General features: G+C 34.1%; 14 protein-coding genes. 7 read left to right on the top strand and 7 right to left on the bottom strand.

The window, feature by feature from the left end; translation table 11 throughout:
- Positions 1-76: 76 nt before the first annotated feature.
- Together Q1B37_RS08235 and Q1B37_RS08230 are read left to right on the top strand one after the other, a co-directional pair.
- Positions 77-1,402, top strand: coding sequence for a pitrilysin family protein (locus Q1B37_RS08235; RefSeq protein WP_299897717.1), 1,326 nt, complete (start codon positions 77-79; stop codon positions 1,400-1,402).
- A gap of 17 nt (positions 1,403-1,419) precedes the next feature.
- Positions 1,420-3,486 (top strand): pitrilysin family protein, encoded by a 2,067-nt coding sequence (locus Q1B37_RS08230; protein WP_299897714.1) that lies wholly within the window; start codon positions 1,420-1,422, stop codon positions 3,484-3,486.
- Positions 3,487-3,535: 49 nt separating this feature from the next.
- Here the strand turns inward: Q1B37_RS08230 and Q1B37_RS08225 are convergent, their stop codons facing one another.
- The 5 genes from Q1B37_RS08225 to mutY form a co-directional block, all read right to left on the bottom strand.
- On the bottom strand, positions 3,536-4,411 hold the full coding sequence (locus Q1B37_RS08225) for an EamA family transporter (protein WP_299897711.1): 876 nt from the start codon (positions 4,409-4,411) through the stop codon (positions 3,536-3,538).
- Positions 4,412-4,491: 80 nt separating this feature from the next.
- Positions 4,492-5,067, bottom strand: a complete 576-nt coding sequence (gene gldD, locus Q1B37_RS08220) for a gliding motility lipoprotein GldD (RefSeq protein ID WP_299897708.1) — start codon at positions 5,065-5,067, stop codon at positions 4,492-4,494.
- Positions 5,054-6,391 (bottom strand): gliding motility-associated protein GldE, encoded by a 1,338-nt coding sequence (gldE, locus tag Q1B37_RS08215; RefSeq protein WP_299897705.1) that lies wholly within the window; start codon positions 6,389-6,391, stop codon positions 5,054-5,056. The genes gldD and gldE overlap by 14 nt, the downstream gene beginning before the upstream one ends.
- 24 nt (positions 6,392-6,415) lie before the next feature.
- Positions 6,416-6,880 (bottom strand): single-stranded DNA-binding protein, encoded by a 465-nt coding sequence (gene ssb, locus Q1B37_RS08210; protein WP_299604992.1) that lies wholly within the window; start codon positions 6,878-6,880, stop codon positions 6,416-6,418.
- 40 nt (positions 6,881-6,920) lie between these two features.
- Complete coding sequence (gene mutY / locus Q1B37_RS08205) at positions 6,921-7,979, bottom strand: A/G-specific adenine glycosylase (protein WP_299897702.1); 1,059 nt, start codon at positions 7,977-7,979, stop codon at positions 6,921-6,923.
- Between the two features lie 131 nt (positions 7,980-8,110).
- On the opposite strand from mutY, the gene Q1B37_RS08200 reads away from it, so the two are divergent.
- The 5 genes from Q1B37_RS08200 (at position 8,111) to Q1B37_RS08180 (ending at position 18,712) form a co-directional block, all read left to right on the top strand.
- Entirely contained in the window at positions 8,111-8,401 is a 291-nt protein-coding gene (locus Q1B37_RS08200; protein WP_024768281.1) for an HU family DNA-binding protein, read from the top strand.
- A 287-nt stretch (positions 8,402-8,688) separates the two neighbouring features.
- The gene (locus Q1B37_RS08195; protein ID WP_299604988.1) at positions 8,689-10,227 is read left to right on the top strand and encodes an Rne/Rng family ribonuclease; all 1,539 of its coding nucleotides are present in this window, start codon (positions 8,689-8,691) and stop codon (positions 10,225-10,227) included.
- A 306-nt stretch (positions 10,228-10,533) separates the two neighbouring features.
- Positions 10,534-14,091, top strand: a complete 3,558-nt coding sequence (locus tag Q1B37_RS08190) for a hypothetical protein (RefSeq protein ID WP_299897699.1) — start codon at positions 10,534-10,536, stop codon at positions 14,089-14,091.
- Positions 14,092-14,103: 12 nt separating this feature from the next.
- Complete coding sequence (locus Q1B37_RS08185) at positions 14,104-18,195, top strand: DUF6443 domain-containing protein (protein WP_299897696.1); 4,092 nt, start codon at positions 14,104-14,106, stop codon at positions 18,193-18,195.
- Positions 18,185-18,712: a hypothetical protein gene (locus Q1B37_RS08180; protein ID WP_299897693.1), complete on the top strand. Its 528-nt coding sequence runs from the start codon at positions 18,185-18,187 to the stop codon at positions 18,710-18,712. Before Q1B37_RS08185 ends, Q1B37_RS08180 begins: the two co-directional genes overlap by 11 nt.
- Positions 18,713-18,773: 61 nt before the next feature.
- Here the strand turns inward: Q1B37_RS08180 and Q1B37_RS24235 are convergent, their stop codons facing one another.
- Positions 18,774-18,920 (bottom strand): integrase core domain-containing protein, encoded by a 147-nt coding sequence (locus Q1B37_RS24235; RefSeq protein ID WP_366944310.1) that lies wholly within the window; start codon positions 18,918-18,920, stop codon positions 18,774-18,776.
- 58 nt (positions 18,921-18,978) lie between these two features.
- On the bottom strand, positions 18,979-19,330 hold a 352-nt coding region (locus Q1B37_RS08175), incomplete at its 5' end, for an IS110 family transposase (RefSeq protein ID WP_299897690.1).

The following is a 19,330-nucleotide window of genomic DNA, read 5'->3' as shown; positions in this document are numbered from 1 at the left end:
GTTAAAATTCTTTTTCGTTTAAATTGTAACAAAATCCGATCTTTGCATACAAATTCAATAAACAAAATTGTTATAAATGAAAACTAAACTTTACACAATTGCTTGTGGATTCCTGATGGCAGTATCAGGAAATGCGCAAGAAGTAGAATACACAGAGTATGACCTGGATAATGGTCTACATGTAATTCTACATCAAGAAAACAAAGCACCTGTTGTAACGGTAGGTGTGATGTATCACGTAGGCGCTAAAGATGAAGAAACAGGAAGAACAGGGTTTGCCCATTTTTTCGAACACCTATTATTTGAGGGTACTAAAAATATAGAAAGAGGAAAATGGTTTGATATCGTTTCTGCCAATGGAGGAAGAAATAATGCAAATACCACTCAAGATAGAACTTACTACTACGAGACTTTGCCATCTAACAATCTAGAGCTAGGATTATGGATGGAATCAGAACGTATGTTACACCCAGTGATTAATAAGATAGGTGTAGATACTCAAAACGAAGTAGTAAAAGAAGAGAAAAGACAACGTATAGATAACGCTCCTTATGGAAAGATTATCTACAGAACTGGAATTAACAAATACATCTTCAAAAAGCATCCTTACGGACAATCTGTGATCGGAAGTATGGAAGATTTAGATGCTGCTAAACTTGATGAATTTATTGCTTTCAACAAAAAATTCTATAATCCAAATAATGCAACTTTAGTCGTAGCAGGAGATATTCAGATTGAAGACACCAAGAAGATGATTGCTGATTATTTTGGTCCTATAAAAAATACAGGTGATAAAATAACCAGAACCGTAATCAAAGAAGATCCTATTACTACAGAGATCAAAGCAACAGAGAAGGATGCCAACATTCAGATTCCTGCAAAAGTACTGGTTTACAGAACACCAAAACAGACAGATAAAGATGCTTATGTTTTAAACTACATATCTACAATTCTTACTGGAGGTAATAGTTCTAGAATGTACAAGAATATGGTAGAAGACAAAAAAATGGCATTGCAGGTACTAGCTTTTACAGATGCTCAAGAGGACTACGGAACTTATATTATGGGTGCCTTGCCTCTTGGAAATGTAAGTCTGGATAAACTACAAGCAGAAATGGATGCTGAAATCGAAAAATTACAAAACGAATTGATTTCTGAGAGAGAGTTTAAGAAACTTCAAAATCAATTTGAAAATAACTTTGTGAATTCCAATTCTAGTATAGAAGGGATCGCTAATTCATTAGCTAGATACCAAATGCTATATAATGATACTAGTTTGATCAATAAAGAAATTGACATTTACAGATCTATTACAAGAGAAGACATTCAGAACGTTGCAAAAAAATACTTAAATAAAAACCAACGTCTTAATCTTGACTACTTACCTGAGTCGAGTAAATAATAAAAAAGAATATTACGATGAAAAAACATATAATCTTTATCATAGCATTTGTATTGGTTGCTGTTAGTGCTCAGGCGCAAATAGATCGATCTAAAATGCCAAAATCAGGACCTACACCTGTAATTAATTTAGGAGAACCTTATACCTTTAAAATGGGTAATGGTTTAACGGTACTTGTGGTAGAAAATAAAAAGCTACCAAGAATCACAGTAAGCTTGTCCCTAGACAATCCTCCAAATGCAGAAGGAGAAAAAGCCGGAATTGAAGCAATCGCTTCGGAAATGATGGGAAAAGGAACTAAAAGCATTAGTAAAGACGCTTTTAATGAAGAAGTTGATTTTCTTGGGGCGTTTGTAAATGTTGGTGCATCTGGCGGTTTTGCACAGTCATTATCAAAATACTCTGACCGAATCATTGAACTATTCGCAGATGCTTCTTTAAATCCAAATTTCACACAAGAAGAATTAGATCTAGAAAAAAAGAAACTTATTGAAGGAATTAAATCTGGAGAAAACAGTGCTGAAGCTGTTGCAAGTAGAGTACGAAGTGTATTAGCTTATGGGAAAAACCATCCTGAAGGAGAATACATAACGGAAAAAACTGTAAGCAATATTACATTAGCAGATGTAGAGAAATATTATAGAAAGAACTTTGTTCCTGCAAATGCCTATATGGTAATTAGCGGTGATATCAATAACGATAAGGCCAAAGATCTTGTAGAAAAGTATTTCACTTCTTGGACCTCTGGAAAAGCACCTTCTTTTGGCATTCCTGATGTAAAAGATGCTCAATACAGACAGATCAACTTTATCGATATGCCTAACGCTGTACAAACAGAAATGGCAATTATGAATATTTCTGATCTTAAAATGGCAGATGAAGACCATCATGCTGCGCTGGTTACTAATTATATCCTAGGAGGATCTTTTGGTAGTTATGTAAATATGAATTTAAGAGAAGAGCACGGATACACATACGGTGCGAGATCTACAATGCCTAGAAATAAAAATTTCAAGACTGCATTTCGAGTTACTGCCAAAGTAAGAAACATGGTAACCGATAGCGCTGTTGTAGAAACATTAAAGGAAATCAAAAGAATCAGAACGGAAGATGTTGATGATGAAGTATTAAAAAATGCAAAAGCAAAATTCTTAGGGAACTTTATCTTAGCTTCTGAAAACGATAGAACAATTGCTTCTAGAAGTATTGATATCAAAACTCAGAATCTTCCAAAAGATTTCTATGAAACTTTTATTGCTAAAATTAATGCTGTTAGTAAAGCAGATATCAAAAGAATTGCTAATAAATATTTTAATTTAGATAAAGCAAGAATTGTATTAGTTGGTAAAGGAAGTGATGTTCTTGAAAACCTTGAAAAAATCCAATTCGAAGGAAAGAAAATCCCTATCCTATATTTTGATAAATTCGGAAATAAAACCGAAAAACCAGATTATAACACTGCATTACCAGAAGGAGTTACGGCTCAATCTGTTTTTGACGCTTATTTTAAAGCTATTGGAGGAAAAGATAAATTAGAAGCAGTTACTTCTACATTTACAACAGCTCAAGCATCTATGGGAGGAGCTACCTTAGATATGATTCTTAAAGTGACCTCTAAAAGCCAAACACTTTCTAATATCTTATTTGGCGGAAATTCGGTAAACAAAAATGTTTTCGATGGAACTAAAGGGTATGTTATGGCGCAAGGCCAGAAAATCGACTACACAGAAGCGCAGATTGCTGATGCTAAAAAGGATTCACATCCATTTTCTGAATTAAAAAATACAGATGCTACACTAGAAGGCATAGAGCCATACGAAAACGGAAAAGCATACAAGGTAAAAATAAGTGATAAGAAAACTTCATTCTTTGATACAGAAACAGGACTTAAAGTAAAGGATATCGTTATCCAAGAACAAGGAGGACAAAAGATTCCTTCTACTGTTGGATATAGCAACTACAAAGAGGTAAATGGTATCAAGTTTCCACATACTATCTCCATTGCTGCTGGTCCTCAGAAATTCGATTTTAATGTTTCAGAAATTAAAGTGAACGAAGGAGTAAGTGATGAAGATTTTAAATAAAATCTAATTCAAGACAAAAGATGATAAAGGTTCGTAGTAATACGGACCTTTATTTTTTTCTGTTAGCAATGTACACTCCAAGAATAATTACCCCTGCTGCCAATACCTGATAAAAAGAAAATTCCTCTCCATCTAATAACCCCCACATCAATGCCACGATAGGTATGGTGTATGTTACAGAAGTAGCAAAAACAGGACTGCTAATCTGCACTAATTTATTGAATAATATTTTTGCGATACCAGTACCTATAACCGCAAGTATGGATATATACATCAAACTGGTATGTACTTCTGGACTTTGAACAACTTCAGCTTCAAAAAAATCTGAATAATATAAAACAATAAGCGAAGGAATTACCAACACGATAAAATTACCATTAGCAATGGCAATTGGAGAAATCTGTTGCATATACCTTTTTATAATATTCACGTTGGTAGCATAACAAACCGAAGCACAAAGGACTAAACCGGCATACCAATAGTTTTGATTTGGATTCACAGAAGCTCCTTCTAATATAAGTGCTAAACAACCTATTAAACCAACGATGACTCCAATAAGCTGATTTCTACTAAAGTTTATAGAAAATAGCACAACTCCTAATATTAATGTAACTAGAGGAGTAGTCGAATTAAGTACCGATACTACACCACTATCTATTTCGGTTTCTGCAAAAGCAAAAAGAAATGCAGGAATAAAGGTTCCTAAAAAACCTGATATTATCACCCATTTCCATTCTTCCTTTTTAATGGTTTTCATACTACGAAAACCTATCAAAAACAAAAATGCCGCAGCAAACAAGGTTCTCAATGCACCTAACTGCATTGGTGTAAGTCCAATCAAAGATTTTTTGATCAAAATAAACGAGCTACCCCATACTAACGACAATATCGCCAGATATATCCATTTAAGCTTAGTCTGTTGCATTGATAATTAATAAGCTGCAAAAATCAATAAAATAAATAAGCTACAATTCGTTATATAGAAAAATTAACGAACGTTTAGCGTTATTCTTTCCACTGCACTGTTTCCATAAAATGGATTACATCATTTCTTAGATATTTTGCAGCAGGAAGAATCGAATCGTAGTTAGGTTTCACTTTAAAATAAACCGAACCAGAGACAAAATGTTGTACACTATCCGTTAGATAAAACTGACAAGAAGAAGCTGCATTTCCACTAACTTCATATATTCTTCCGTAGACCTTTTTCTCTGGATATACAAAATCCCTAGATTGTATATTATCAGCTTTGATATAATGCTCCTGAGTTAGATTTTGAGCATCACGTAATAAGGAATCTAAATTTTTATCAATGTCATAGTACGACAAATAGATAGTAGCTTTTAGCTGTGGATATTCTAGATTATACCAACAAGTCTTTTTATTTCTTGCTTTTTGAAAAGAAGCTAAACTATTTTTTTCAAACGAATACGAACAATCTAGCAAGGCTTTTTCATATTTTGGAGATGGATACGATAAACGCAACATTGCTTTTGGTTTTGGTAAGGTCTCACCTCCACATGAATACAATACTCCTATTATGATAGAAGTCAAAAATATGTATAGCCTACTCTTCGTCATTAATTGTTAGTTTTATCCTCTTAATACGCTTATTATCTAAGGATTCTATTTTAAAAACGTACTGTTCCAGCGTTATTATATCATTTATTTTAGGAAAACTTCCTGACATTTCCAGCAATAAACCAGCAATCGTTTCTGCATCTCCTTTCTTATTTTCAAAAATAGAATGATCCTCTAGTTTTAGTACTTTGTAAAAATCTTTTAGTGATGTTCTTCCTTCGAATACATAATTTTGATCATCTAATTTAGAAAACACCAAATCTACATCATCAAATTCATCACTAATATCTCCTACAATCTCCTCGATAATATCTTCTAAAGAAATTAGTCCACTTGTACCTCCATACTCATCTACAACAATAGCCAAATGATTCTTTTTATCTTTAAAATCATTTAGCAAATCATCTAGTTTTTTGTTTTCAGGAACAAAATAGGGATCCCTAACTAAACCAACCCAATCAAAGTCTTTATGATTAATGTATGGCAAAAGATCCTTTACATATAAAATCCCTACCACTTTATCGATACTATCTTCATATACAGGAATACGCGAATATCCTTGTTTTATTATCTCCGGAAGTACCTCTGCATATTTCTTTTCTTTATTTAACGCAAAAATATCAATCCTAGGCTTCATCACCTGCTTGGTATCTGTATTTCCAAAAGATACAATCCCTTCTAATATTTTCTTTTCTTCGGAAGTAGTATCGGTATCCGATGTTAACTCCAATGCCTGTGATAGTTGATCTACACTAATATTGGATTTTTGTTTTCCTAATCTATTGTGAATTAACAAGGTAACACTACGCATAGGTAAACTAATTGGAGTAATGATCCAATCTAGAAACTGCAAAGGACGCGCCATAAAACTTGCAAACTTTACTTTATTTCTACTCGCATATATCTTTGGTAGTATTTCTCCGAATAATAAAATTAGAAAAGCCACCAAAATTACTTCTACTACAAATCGCACATCAATCCAGGTGGCCCAAGGAATTACTAAATCATCAAGATCTTTAAAAAACACCTCTCCTAGAGTATTAAAAAGCAATACAATAGCAATATTGATGAAGTTATTAGCTACCAAAATCGTAGCCAATAGTTTTTTTGGCTTGCTTAGTAGTTTTGAGATTATTTTTTGATGAATTGTTTCTTCTTCTCCTTCTATTTTTAGATCAGAAGGTGTAAGCGAAAATAGAGACACCTCGCTGCCGGAGATCAATGCCGAACAGATCAATAGTATAACAAGGACAATCAGATTGATTGCCTGCATCGAATCAAAAGTTGTTAAAACAATAAATAACGGTTCAGGATCAGGGTCCAAATTATAGCTCTTTAGTTAAACAAATTAAAACGGAAGATCATCTTCTTCCATTTCTGTTGGCGAAGATGTAACCGATTGTGGTGTACTAACCGATGGAGTATTACCCATAGTTGGTTGTTTTTCTGGAACTATTTCAGAGTGCTGACCTTCAGTTTTAGGTGTTAAAAATGTAAAATCAGTACACTGTATTTCGGTACTATATCGATCTTTTCCTTGTTCGTCTTGCCATTTTCTGGTTTTTAGACGACCCTCGATATATACCTTATCTCCTTTTTTTAAATACTTTTCGCAGATCTCTGCAGCTTTATTGCGTACTACTATATTATGCCACTCGGTAGAAGTAACTCTTTCTCCTGTGGTTTTGTTTACATAAGAATCATTAGTTGCCAGTGGAAATCTACCAATACAGTTTCCTCCTTCAAAATAATGCATCTTTACCTCATCACCCGTATGGCCAATAAGCATTACTTTATTCAACGTTCCAGACATATTCTTTATTATTAATTATAGTAAATGTAATAAAAAAGCATCATACCTTAAAAAAGGAATCTATAAAATTACCTAATAATATAGGAACAGGATATTCTTTGATTTTATCAATAGGTATTAACTGACAAGAATCATCAAACTTAGGAGAATTATCTGTCCTTATAATATAGAACCGTGTGTACAGGTGCTGATGCGAAAGTTTATGAATTTTAAACTCTTCTTCATACACGGTTATATTATAGGAAGAGGTTGACATACTTTCCTTTAGTATTGCATGCTTTTCTACATATTCCAAATTCACATCTTTATCGCTTTCGATTAATGGAAATTCATATAGATTCTGCCATATTCCTTTTCCTGTTCTCTGACGAATCACTGTATGCTTATCGTCTACCAAAAAGATCAAATAATTAAAATATCGTTTTTTAACTTTTAATTTTTTCAATTTTACTGGCAATGACGCTACAGTTCCTTTTTGCAAAGACTCACAACTATCATTTAGAGGACATACTATACAATAAGGATTTTGTGGTTTACATTGTAAAGCTCCAAATTCCATGATTGCCTGATTGTACGTAGCAGGTTCCTCTTGCTCCATAACCTCTATCGCCACTTTTTTAAATTCCTTTATTCCCTCTGTACTATTAATAGGAGTGCTAATATTAAAATATCTGGATAACACTCTATATACATTTCCATCTACCACAGGTACTACCTCATCATAACAAATAGAGGCAATAGCACTAGCAGTATAGTCTCCTACTCCTTTAAGCTTTAATAACTCTTTATATGAAGTGGGAAAAACACCATGAAGATCATTGGCAACATATTTTGCAGTAGTGTGTAGGTTTCTAGCTCTCGAATAATACCCTAAACCTTGCCATAATTTTAGTACTTGTTCCTCTTCTGCATTCGCCAAATCGAAAACGGTTGGATACTGCTCTGTAAAAGCTAAATAATAAGGCAATCCTTGCGCAACTCGAGTCTGTTGCAAGATAATTTCGCTTAACCAAATACGGTAGGGATCGGTAGTTTCTCGCCAGGGCATCGATCTTTTGTTTTGTAAGTACCACGAAATGAGTTTTTTAGAGAAAATCATAAGGAATTCTTAAGTTTTGTAAAATTAAACCATTAAAAGATGATAATTTCATCTTAAGTATTGATATTTTGGATTTTAAATTGCTATATTTGCCCCCTTGAAAATTTAAAAACCCCTAAATAGGTAATATAATGACTAAAGCAGATATTGTAGCAAAAATTTCAGAAAAACTAGGAATTGAAAAAGGAGATGTTCAGGCAACTGTTGAAACATTCATGGAAGAAGTAAAAAGTTCTTTAGAGAGTGGAGACAATGTATACTTAAGAGGATTTGGAAGCTTCATCATCAAGACGAGAGCAGAAAAAACTGGGCGTAACATTTCTAAAAACACTACAATCAAAATACCTGCACACAATATTCCTGCTTTTAAGCCAGCGAAAGTGTTTGTTGAAGGTGTAAAAACTAACGTAGAAGTTAAGTAAAAAATTAATAATCAATAAATAAGACGCACTATGCCAAGTGGTAAGAAACGTAAAAGACACAAGGTAGCTACGCACAAGCGTAAAAAAAGAAGAAGAGCTAATCGCCATAAGAAAAAGTAGTTTTCTAACTACTTTTTCTGGTATTTAAGAATGTTCTTTGAAATCGAAATAGAGTTTCTTATATCACTACCTTTATAAGACTTTGTTTCAACGGAATTATTAAAAATTCCTGTGAAAAAATTTGTTTAATCCATTCCGATATCATTCGGAATAAAAATCTAATCAGAGTGAACAAAGAATTGATCATTAGATCTGGTTCCTCTACAGATTTTGCCTTATTAAAGGATGGAAAACTAATTGAATTACATAAGGAAGAAGACGACAGTAATTTTTCGGTTGGTGATATATTTATTGCCAAAATTCGAAAAGCTGTTCCAGGTTTAAACGCTGCATTTGTAAATGTAGGGTATGAAAAAGATGCGTTTTTGCATTATCATGATCTGGGTCCTCAAGTATCTTCTTTACTTAAATTCATTAAACGTGTAAGCACAGGTAAAGTAAAAGATTACTCTCTTAAGAATTTTTCTTTTGAGAACGATATTGATAAACACGGCGTTATTACCGACGTGTTAAAATCAAATCAATCGCTATTAGTACAAATAGTAAAAGAACCTATTTCTACAAAAGGCCCTCGAATTAGTTCTGAACTTTCGATTGCTGGTAGATATATTGTTTTGGTACCTTTTTCTAGTAGAGTTTCTATTTCGCAAAAAATAGAATCTTCAGAAGAAAAAGAACGTCTAAAAAGGCTCGTAAAAAGTATCAAACCAAAAGGTTTTGGAATTATTGTACGTACAGTAGCAGAAGGCAAAAAAGTAGCAGAGCTAGATAGAGATTTGCAAAACTTGATGGACCGATGGGAGTCTATGTGTAAAAAATTATACAAAGCACACCATCCATCAAAAATTTTGGGTGAAATGAACAGAGCATCTTCGATATTAAGAGATGTTTTTAATGATACCTTCACCTCTATTGTTGTAGATGAACAAGATCTCTACAACCAAATTAAAGAGTATCTGCAAGAAATTGCACCAAAAAAAGAATCAATTGTAAAGTTACACACGTCTAAAGTACCGGTATTTGAGAAATACGGTATTGAAAGACAAATTAAAACCAGTTTTGGCAAAACGGTATCCATGAGTAAGGGAGCCTATTTGGTAATTGAACACACTGAAGCAATGCATGTCATTGACGTAAACAGTGGTAACCGATCTAACAAAGCCAAGAACCAAGAAGACACTGCACTAGAAGTCAACCTAATCAGTGCAACCGAAGTTGCCCGCCAACTACGTCTAAGAGATATGGGAGGTATTATCGTAGTCGATTTTATAGATATGAATAATGCTGATAATCGTAGAACACTCTTTAACCACTTACGAGAAGAGATGAAAGACGACAGGGCGAAGCACAAAATTTTACCACCAAGTAAGTTTGGTTTGATTCAGATTACGCGACAACGCGTTCGACCAGAAATGAATATCAAAACCCGTGAGGACAATCCAAACGGAGGAAATGGCGAAGTTGAGGCGCCCATAGTTTTAGTAGATAAAATAAAGGTCGATTTAGAAAAATTAATTAAAAAAGATCATAAAAAGTTGACGCTAAGCGCGCATCCTTTTATTGCAGCTTTTTTAACCAAAGGATTTCCATCCGCCCGATCTAAGTGGTTTTTTGACCATAAGAGATGGGTAAAAGTTATACCTAGAGACGCTTACACGTATTTAGAATATCACTTCCATGATAAAGATGGAGAAGTGATACAATAATAATCAAAAACCCAGCTTACCATTGTAGGCTGGGTTTTTTTGTTGGATATTTCGATAAACCACTACCATACTTGTAAAATATTGCTCTTCTTCTTACTTATATTCAACGTAGTACTCAGTAGCGTCGCCATTATTTCTTATTCTTCCAAACACTTCTCTATTTCATAAATTAAAATAAATCCTGAAAAACATTTTTAGAAAAAAATCAAAAAACAGAGGTAACAATTTTATTCTTTATGACACAAAAGAGATAGAAAACAGAATTAAAACACAACAAATAAAATCAAATCCATCAAAAATCACTTTATGAGAAAAATTGTTTTAATGCTACTACTCAGCATGAGCTTGGGGGTATATAGTCAAGCCATTCCTGGGGGTGCAGGTCCTATAGTAGATTACAGTGAAGAAGTCACTCGAATCGCCAGCGCTGCCACAGCGCCAGAAGCCGCCACTTTAACTAAATTCGGTAATACTCCTGTAAGCTTATATACTGGAACTCCAGAAATCAGTATTCCATTGTATCAATATCCAGGTCAGGAATTAGGGTTACCTATTCAATTATCATATGATGCACAAGGTGTAAAAGTCGAACAGCAAGCCTCTTGGGTAGGTCTTAGTTGGAACCTTACTATTGGCGGTCGTGTTTCGAGAATTGTAAATGGGATGCCCGATGATTATATCGATTCCGATTATCAAAGCATCTTCGATAATTCCGTCAGATCAAAAATTATTGAATATACTGCAAACAATTTCTCTTTTGATACACAACAAAAAGCTATCGATTACTTCTACTTTTTAGAAAGCGTAAATAAAGGACGTAAAGAAATAGAGCAAGACTTTTTTAGTGTTAATGCGCCAGGTCTTAACGAGATGGTAGTCATTGATATGCAAACTCTACAGGCTCGAGGTCTTAAAAACCCAAGAACTAAAGTAGAATACTATAGATCCGGATATATTCGCCATTGGACCATTACCAGTGAGAACGGAACTAAATATTATTTCGAACAGCAAGAAAAAACACATACTCAGGGTAATGACGCTTCTGCCACAGGCGGAGTGATTAAAGAGTATGTATCGTCTTGGTTATTAACCAAAATAGAGTCTCCAACATTAAAGGATACATATGAATTTAGCTATACCAGTACAGGATATTGGAATCAACCTTTTTCATCGGCTCCAGTAAGTCATGCTACCAATCCCATGCCAGATAATCCTGGAGGAAACACCTTTAGCAATCCAGGTGGATCCACCTTTCAACCAGTTACTAAGCTAAATCAGTCCTTTTTAAGTCAAATACAACACAATGGAAAATTGATCGTATCCACTGTTCTTAAAAATAGATATGACATGAAACTGACCGTGCCTAGTGGACTAGATGAATTGCGAATTTATACTCCACAGAGCAGTGGATTAATAGCTCCAATACTTAAAAAGATAAAATTTACACATTCTTACTTTGGAATCTCTCCTTCAGCAAATCCTGCCAATAGTGATGCTTATGATATTCGTCTAAAACTAGATAATATAGAGATTACGGATGCCAATGACAATGGCTATCAACAATATTCTTTTACATATGATAATGCTCCAGGAGTACCTTCCAGAAAATCCCTTTCTCAGGATTATATGGGATTTTATAATGGCAAGAATAACTCGGTATTATATCCACAATACACTAGAAATGGAGATATCTATAATGGAGCAAACCGATTACCAGATTTTGACAAAGCTAAAACAGGGATGCTTACCAAAATCACCTACCCAACAGGAGGATATACCACCTTTACTTATGGATCCAATAGAGCATCCAGTGGAGGATCTTCTAATACTATTGTAACAAGAGAAGTAGTATATGGAGGAGCAAGTTTAACCGGTGGTCATGATCCTTCGAATGCAGATGTTTGTGGAAATGCATGTGAAGACAAATTTGGTGATGTAATACCAAAAATTCAAAGTAACTTATTTACGATCACAGAACCTTACTATTACGAACTAGACTATAAAACAACTGGACTAGGAAATAGAGAAGCTTATATTTTAAGAGTATTTGGAAATATTGATCTTGGTGATAATCGAGATGACAACCCTCTTATAGATCCTGATTTTACTCCGACTGTAATTCCTTACGATCAAATTGTAAATCAATCTACGGGACAAATAAGCTCTTCTGTCTTATGGAGTAATTATGGTACCGCGGATAGAAGACAAATTCTTTTAGAGCCAGGCACCTATCAAATCACTTTGGTAAATTCTCTATCTGGAACTTCTAATGTTCGGGTATTTAGAGAAGAACAAATTGATGAAACAGAAACAACCAATGGACAATTCTTAAAAGCAGGAATTCGTATCCAAAAAATTACAGATTACGACAGTAATAACCAAAAAGTATCTTCTAAAAAATATGTATACAATTCTGGTAAAACAGTTTTTGATCCTACACTGGTATATACAACAGCTAAAGTAATTACCAACCAACCAGGTAATCCTACTGCTTATACTCTACATAGATTAGCAGGAGCATCTAGTAACCAACCTCATGTGGTATACCCAAAAGTTACTATATATGAAGAGAATATTCTAAATGGTAGTACAGGTAATGGACGCACTGTTCATGAATTTAACACGGGATCCGATGGAATCGTTACCAACGAAATAAGGCCTTTTACTAATAGTTTTATCCCAACATACAAAGTGGGTAAGGAAAAAAAGAACTTTGTTTTTAATGCTGATAATGATACCATTTCTTCTTCAGAAAACAGCTACAATAACCCTTTATATTTTTCTACAGCCGGAATTTCTCTTACTCACAATGAAAACAATAGCATCAAATACATACAAATTTATTACGATGCTTCTACAAATAAATACAGGTACCGCCATTTAGAACCTGTTTGGTTTCAAGGATTTGTAGGTAGTGCAGGAGTTGGTGGAATCGTACAGGCAGAAAATAGAGCTTATACACCGCAACGACCTGCAGGATGTGATGCTCCAGGAGCTACTTGCATTGAACGATTTGATCTCTCTACCCTTTCTTTAAAGAGAAATCTTATGCAAGGTACTGCTGGTAATACGATCCAGGTGAAGTCTACTCAATACTTTGATGACAAGCAAACTACTACAGTAAGCAATATGAGTTATGATCCTACTGTAGACTATTTACTACGTACTAGCACAACTACGGGAATCGATGGCGCTAAAGAACAAAGTATGTTTTCTTATCCGAAGGATTTTAGCGATGCAGGTAGTCAATTACTGGTAACTAGCAATCGTCTTACCGAAGTGATCCAAACAGAAAGTAGCACCATCAAGGAAGATGAAACTACTCTTAAATTAGCTACTCGTAAAACTATTTACAAAGATTGGGGTCAGGGCATTGCCTTACCAGAAAAGGTGCAATTTGCCAAAGGAAATACCACGCTAGAAGATCGTATGTATTATAAAAAATACGACTCCCATGGAAATCCTTTAGAAGTAACCCAAGCCAATGGAACCTCGATCATATTTGTGTGGGGATACAATAATCGTTACCCAATTGCAAAAATTGCCAATGCTTCTTATACAGGAATGCCTACAGCTGTCACCAATCTTATCAATCAAATAAAAACAACCTCTAATTCTGAAAATTCAATTAGCGAAGAAAATACGCTGAGAACTCAGTTAAAAAACTTACGAGATAACACATTTTTTGCCAATGCACAGGTAACTACCTATACCTACAATCCATCTGTAGGAGTCACTAGCATGACAGACCCAAAAGGATATGTGATGTACTATGAATATGATAATTTTCATCGATTAGCTAAGGTAAAAGATCAGGATGGAAACATTTTATCAGAAAATGAATATCACTATACAAACAACTAATACAGCAGTATCATGAAAACATTACAAAACATACTAATAGCCATCGCTGTATTATGCATTACAGCCCTAAGCGCACAGACACAAACAGAAAACTATGTGAAAACCACCACCTACCAAACCGATGTGCAAGAAGGTGAGCAATCTGAAGTATTAGAAAGTGATAAGATTGTATCGGTAAATTATTTTGATGGTTTAGGAAGAGCCAAACAATCGATAGCCGTTAGAGCTGGTGGACAACAACAAAACACCAATATCTTAGATTGGACAGATGATTGGACGGTAGGCACAGGAACTACTCCTTTATTTAACATCAATGGCCAATCTTCTGATAACCAAAGAATATTTGACACCAATCCTTTTGGAGAAGAATCTCTTGTATGGAGATGTGGTAATGATAGCAATAACGATGCTGATGGTGGTTGGAATACTGATTATATCCCAGTGGATAAAAATGTAGCCTATAGTTATACCGTTTGGGTAAAACGTACCGGATCGCAAGACGGAAGAACATATCATGGAACACAAAACGTAAACAATTTAAGTGGTACCGCTAACAATAATCCTTATTTCTGGTCTGGAGATATGCCAAATCTGAATCAATGGTATTTATTAGTTGGAGTCGTACATCCGCATACCTATAGTGGTGGTAATTCTGGTATTAGTGGTGTCTATGATATCAATGGTACTAAAGTGAAATCAGGAAATGATTTTAAATGGAGAAACAATACGACCACTTCACGATTTAGAAGTTATTTATACTATGCTACAGACACCAATGTACGTCAGTACTTTTGGAATCCTGTGTTGACTAAAATTGATGGAAATGGCGTACCTGTTACAGAACTCATCCAACGGACCAAACCCAAAGATATCATTACACACTATGCATATGATAACTACGGTAGACAAGCCAAAGAGTACCTACCTTACGCATCAGAAGAAACACAAAATGGTGATATCTATACCAATCCACTAGCAGAATTAAATGCTTTTTATAACACTCCAAAATATCAGAATACGCCTAATCCATATTCGGAAACTATTTTTGAAGCATCTCCATTAAACAGACCCTTAAAACAAGCTGCACCAGGAGCAGATTGGCAAGGGAGTATTACAGGAGACGATCATACCATCAAACTGGATAGAACTCTAAATAGTGATGCAGATGATGTAGTGTATTTTAAAGTAAACTTTACTGGTGGCGACACAGAAAAACCAACATTAGTAAAAGTTGGTGATTATCCAGCAAATGAACTTTTTGTTACCATTACCAAAGACGAAAACTGGACAGAAAGCTATCAAAACGATCACACTACACAGGAGTATACTGATAAATTAGGACGGGTTATTTTAAAAAGAACATTTAATAACAATACTCCTCATGACACGTATTATGTATATGATGATTTTGGGAATCTAACCTTTGTATTACCTCCTAAGATTACAGTAGCAAATGGTGTATCTACCACTGAGCTTAGTGAACTAGGATACCAATACAAATATGACTACCGTAATAGATTGATCGAAAAGAAAATACCAGGAAAAGGTTGGGAATATATCGTTTACAACAAACTAGATCAGCCAGTGATGACACAGGATGCATTATTAAAAGCACAAGGTGTTTGGCTATTTACCAAATATGATGCACTTGGAAGAGTTGTCTATACAGGGTCTATAAAAAATAACGAATCCAGAGTATCTCTACAAAACTCAGCCGATACCAATACAGTCTATAGTGCATACGAAACCAAAAAAACAAGTGCTACCACTATTGCAGGAACTGCGGTGTATTACACAAACAATGCAATACCGCGATTTATGGATAAAGTTTTAACCATCAATTACTACGACAACTATACTTTCGATAGAGATGGTATGAACAAACCGGCCAGTGTCTATGGAATAGCTACTTCCAATACCACCAAAGGATTGGCTACAGGATCTAAAGTACGTGTATTAGGCACAGATCAGTGGATCACAACAGTGATGGCCTATGATACCAAAGGACAGGTTATTTGGACTGGTAGTCGTAATGATTATTTAAACACTACTGATAAGATAGAAAATGAATTAGATTTTACTGGAAAACCAATCCAAGTAAAAACTACACATACTAAAGGGAGTAATGCTGCCATTGTTACCACAGATACTTTTACCTATGATCATATGGGACGATTATTGACTCAAAAACAACAAATCGGCAATCATCCACAAGAATTAATCGTACAAAACAATTACGATGATCTGGGACAGTTAGAAAATAAAAAAGTAGGAAATGCAGAACAAGCACCACTTCAAATCATAGATTACAAATACAACGTACGTGGATGGCTAACCGATATTAATGATGTAGCTAATATAGGAGACGATCTGTTTACTTTTAAAATTAATTATACAGACGTAGAAGGGCTTTATGATGTACCAGAGTTGTACAACGGTAATATTTCCCAAACCATCTGGAGAACGGCTAATGATAATACCAAAAGATCGTATTCTTATCAGTATGATGCCCTTAATAGAATTACCAGAGCTAATAGTCTTAAAGACAACTCGCTAATGGCTGGAGATGCTTATAGTATTTGGGGGATTGCATATGATAAAAATGGAAATATCGGAAGAATTACCAGAAATGGAAGACCTGGAGGAGGAGCTACCAAAACCATTGATGAGCTTTATTATACGTACTCCAATAATAAATTAGAAAAAGTTAGAGAGGCGATAACCACAGTTCATAAGGATGAAGGTTTTATAGATGGTACTAATACCAATAACGATTATGTTTATGATGTAAATGGTAATATGACAGTAGATCGTAATAAAGGAATAACTAATATCGCTTACAATCATTTAAACCTGCCAACATCGGTTGTAATAAATGATCAGGTAAGATCCAACGTGGGAAATATTAGCTATATTTACGACGCTACTGGAGTCAAACAAAAAAAGATCGTCTCTGGTGGAAGTTCTTTAACAACGGAATATGCTGGGAACTATATCTATGAGAATGGACAGTTACAGTTTATGAGCACAGCTGAAGGATATGTAGAACCCAATGGAAATGGAAGTTATGATTACATCTATCAATATAAAGACCAACTAGGAAATATCAGATTATCTTACTCTGACAAAAACAAGGATGGTAAAATTGATGTTCTCAGAAATGATGTAGATGTTGATGGGGATAGTGACTATGCGCATGAAATCATGCAAGAGAAAAACTATTATCCCTTTGGAATGAGACATAAAGGATATAATGATCTGATTGTATCTGAACATAAGTATGGTTTTAGTGGGAAAGAAGAAAATGATGAGTTAGGTCTACAATGGTTAGATTTTGGAGCGAGAAATTATGATTCTAGTATTGGGCGCTGGATGAATATTGACCCTCTTGGGGAAGTCTATTATGGAATAAATCCTTATGGTTATGTTTTCAATAACCCTGTACAGCTTTTTGATCCTGATGGAATGCGTGTTAAATATGTTAGACAGGAAGGACAAAGCCGTAAAGAGTTTAGGCAAGCCAGAAGAGAGTTTAAACGTAGAAATCGACAATTAAGTAGAGAATCTAAAACTCATAAAGCAAATTTTAGACAACTGAAAAAGTCTAAGAACACTCATTCAATAAGTTTTAATAAAGGAAAAGGCTCTAGTGTGGAACAAGTTGGAACTAAAAATAGAGAAACTGGAAATGATACAAATATCAGCATAGATTTAGATCAACAATCCGATGGAAATCAAGGTAATGAATTTGTAATAGCTCATGAGCTACAACATGCTATTGAAGATGATAATGGTACAAGTAGCCCTTTTGAAGCTGATATTGATTATATGAATGATAGTCCAAAAACGATTACCAGTAAATCTTTAGATCAGAGTAATAAGAATAAAGAAATAGATGAATCCAGTGCTTCTCATATTGAAAACATAATAAGAGGAGAAGTCAGTAACTCAAGAGGTATTAAAATACCCTTACGCGCAACATATACCATAGGCGTTGAGTCTATTTTTTTAGGAACATATGAAAATAAAGAAAAAGTAATTAATGTAATAAAAAAGAATTATGATTATTATAAAAAATCTGATAGCAAAACTGATGAAAAATAGATCTTTAGTGTTGTTAATTATTCTGATCTCTTGTTCTTCTACTAAAAAAGAGGTTGTTAAAGAGATGAAGTCAGATTGTTATGTGACAAAGGTTGACTCCTATAAACTTCCAAAAGAAATTAAAGAATCTACAGCTAATTTGGCTGAAAGCTTTTCTAATTCCAATTATGAATTACAGATATTACATACAAAAGTGATTCAAGGGTATGACTACAAAGTCGATAGCAGAATAATCTATTTTGAAAATAATAGGTTTTATATTAAGGATAATCAAGGAAATATAGAAGAAATGAATGATCTTAAATTTGACATAGTCTCAGAAAAACTAGATCAAATAGGTAAACAAAATTATGTGGCTTTTTGTAATCATAATAGTTCTTCGAAAGAAATAAATCAGTTTTACCTAAAACAAAAAGATGAAATTACGTTTAGTTTTGTACTTACAGGAAAAGGACTACATGAAATAGATACAGATCTGTCTAAAAATGAAATCTCATTCATTAAACTTTTTATTTAAAATTATGAGTCGTCCTAAAATAGGTTGACAATTTTACAAGATTTTATTTAATCCCTCGAAGCTAGCTAGCTTCGAGGGATTTTTTGTTATGTATAAAGTTAGGTGTTTTTAAGTTAAGACTCCAATGTGGTCTTTTGTTATTATAAGTTTCTATGGATTGTTCAATTAATTTTTTTAGTTCTTTTCCATTATTGCAAATGTTAATCAAAAACTCCCCAGTATTCCCCAGATTTCCATGATAAAATCAAGGGTTAAAAGTTAAAATATTAGGCAGCAGCTTTTTGATAAGGTTGTTGCCTTTTTATTACAGCACAGACTCTATGCACAAGTTTGTTTCTAACGTTGTTAATGACGAGCATTTTAGATTTTCCTTCTTCTACTTTTCGGTTATAGTAATTTTTGAGTTCTAGGTCATATTGTATTGCTGATAAAGCACATAAGTGTAATTGTTTTTTTAGTGTTTTATTAGCCATATGATGGACTTTAGACCTTTTTCTTATACTAGTTCCAGAGGTATGTTCAAAAGGCACTACCCCACAATAACAAGCTAATTGTTTAGCATTTTGATAGCGCGTAAACATGTTTGTAAAAATGGCTAAATATAATGCTGTAATTTTT

The organism is uncultured Aquimarina sp., assembly GCF_947492965.1.
In the GTDB taxonomy this organism is placed as follows: Bacteria; Bacteroidota; Bacteroidia; order Flavobacteriales; family Flavobacteriaceae; genus Aquimarina.
This window is presented reverse-complemented; position numbering and strand designations above follow the sequence as displayed.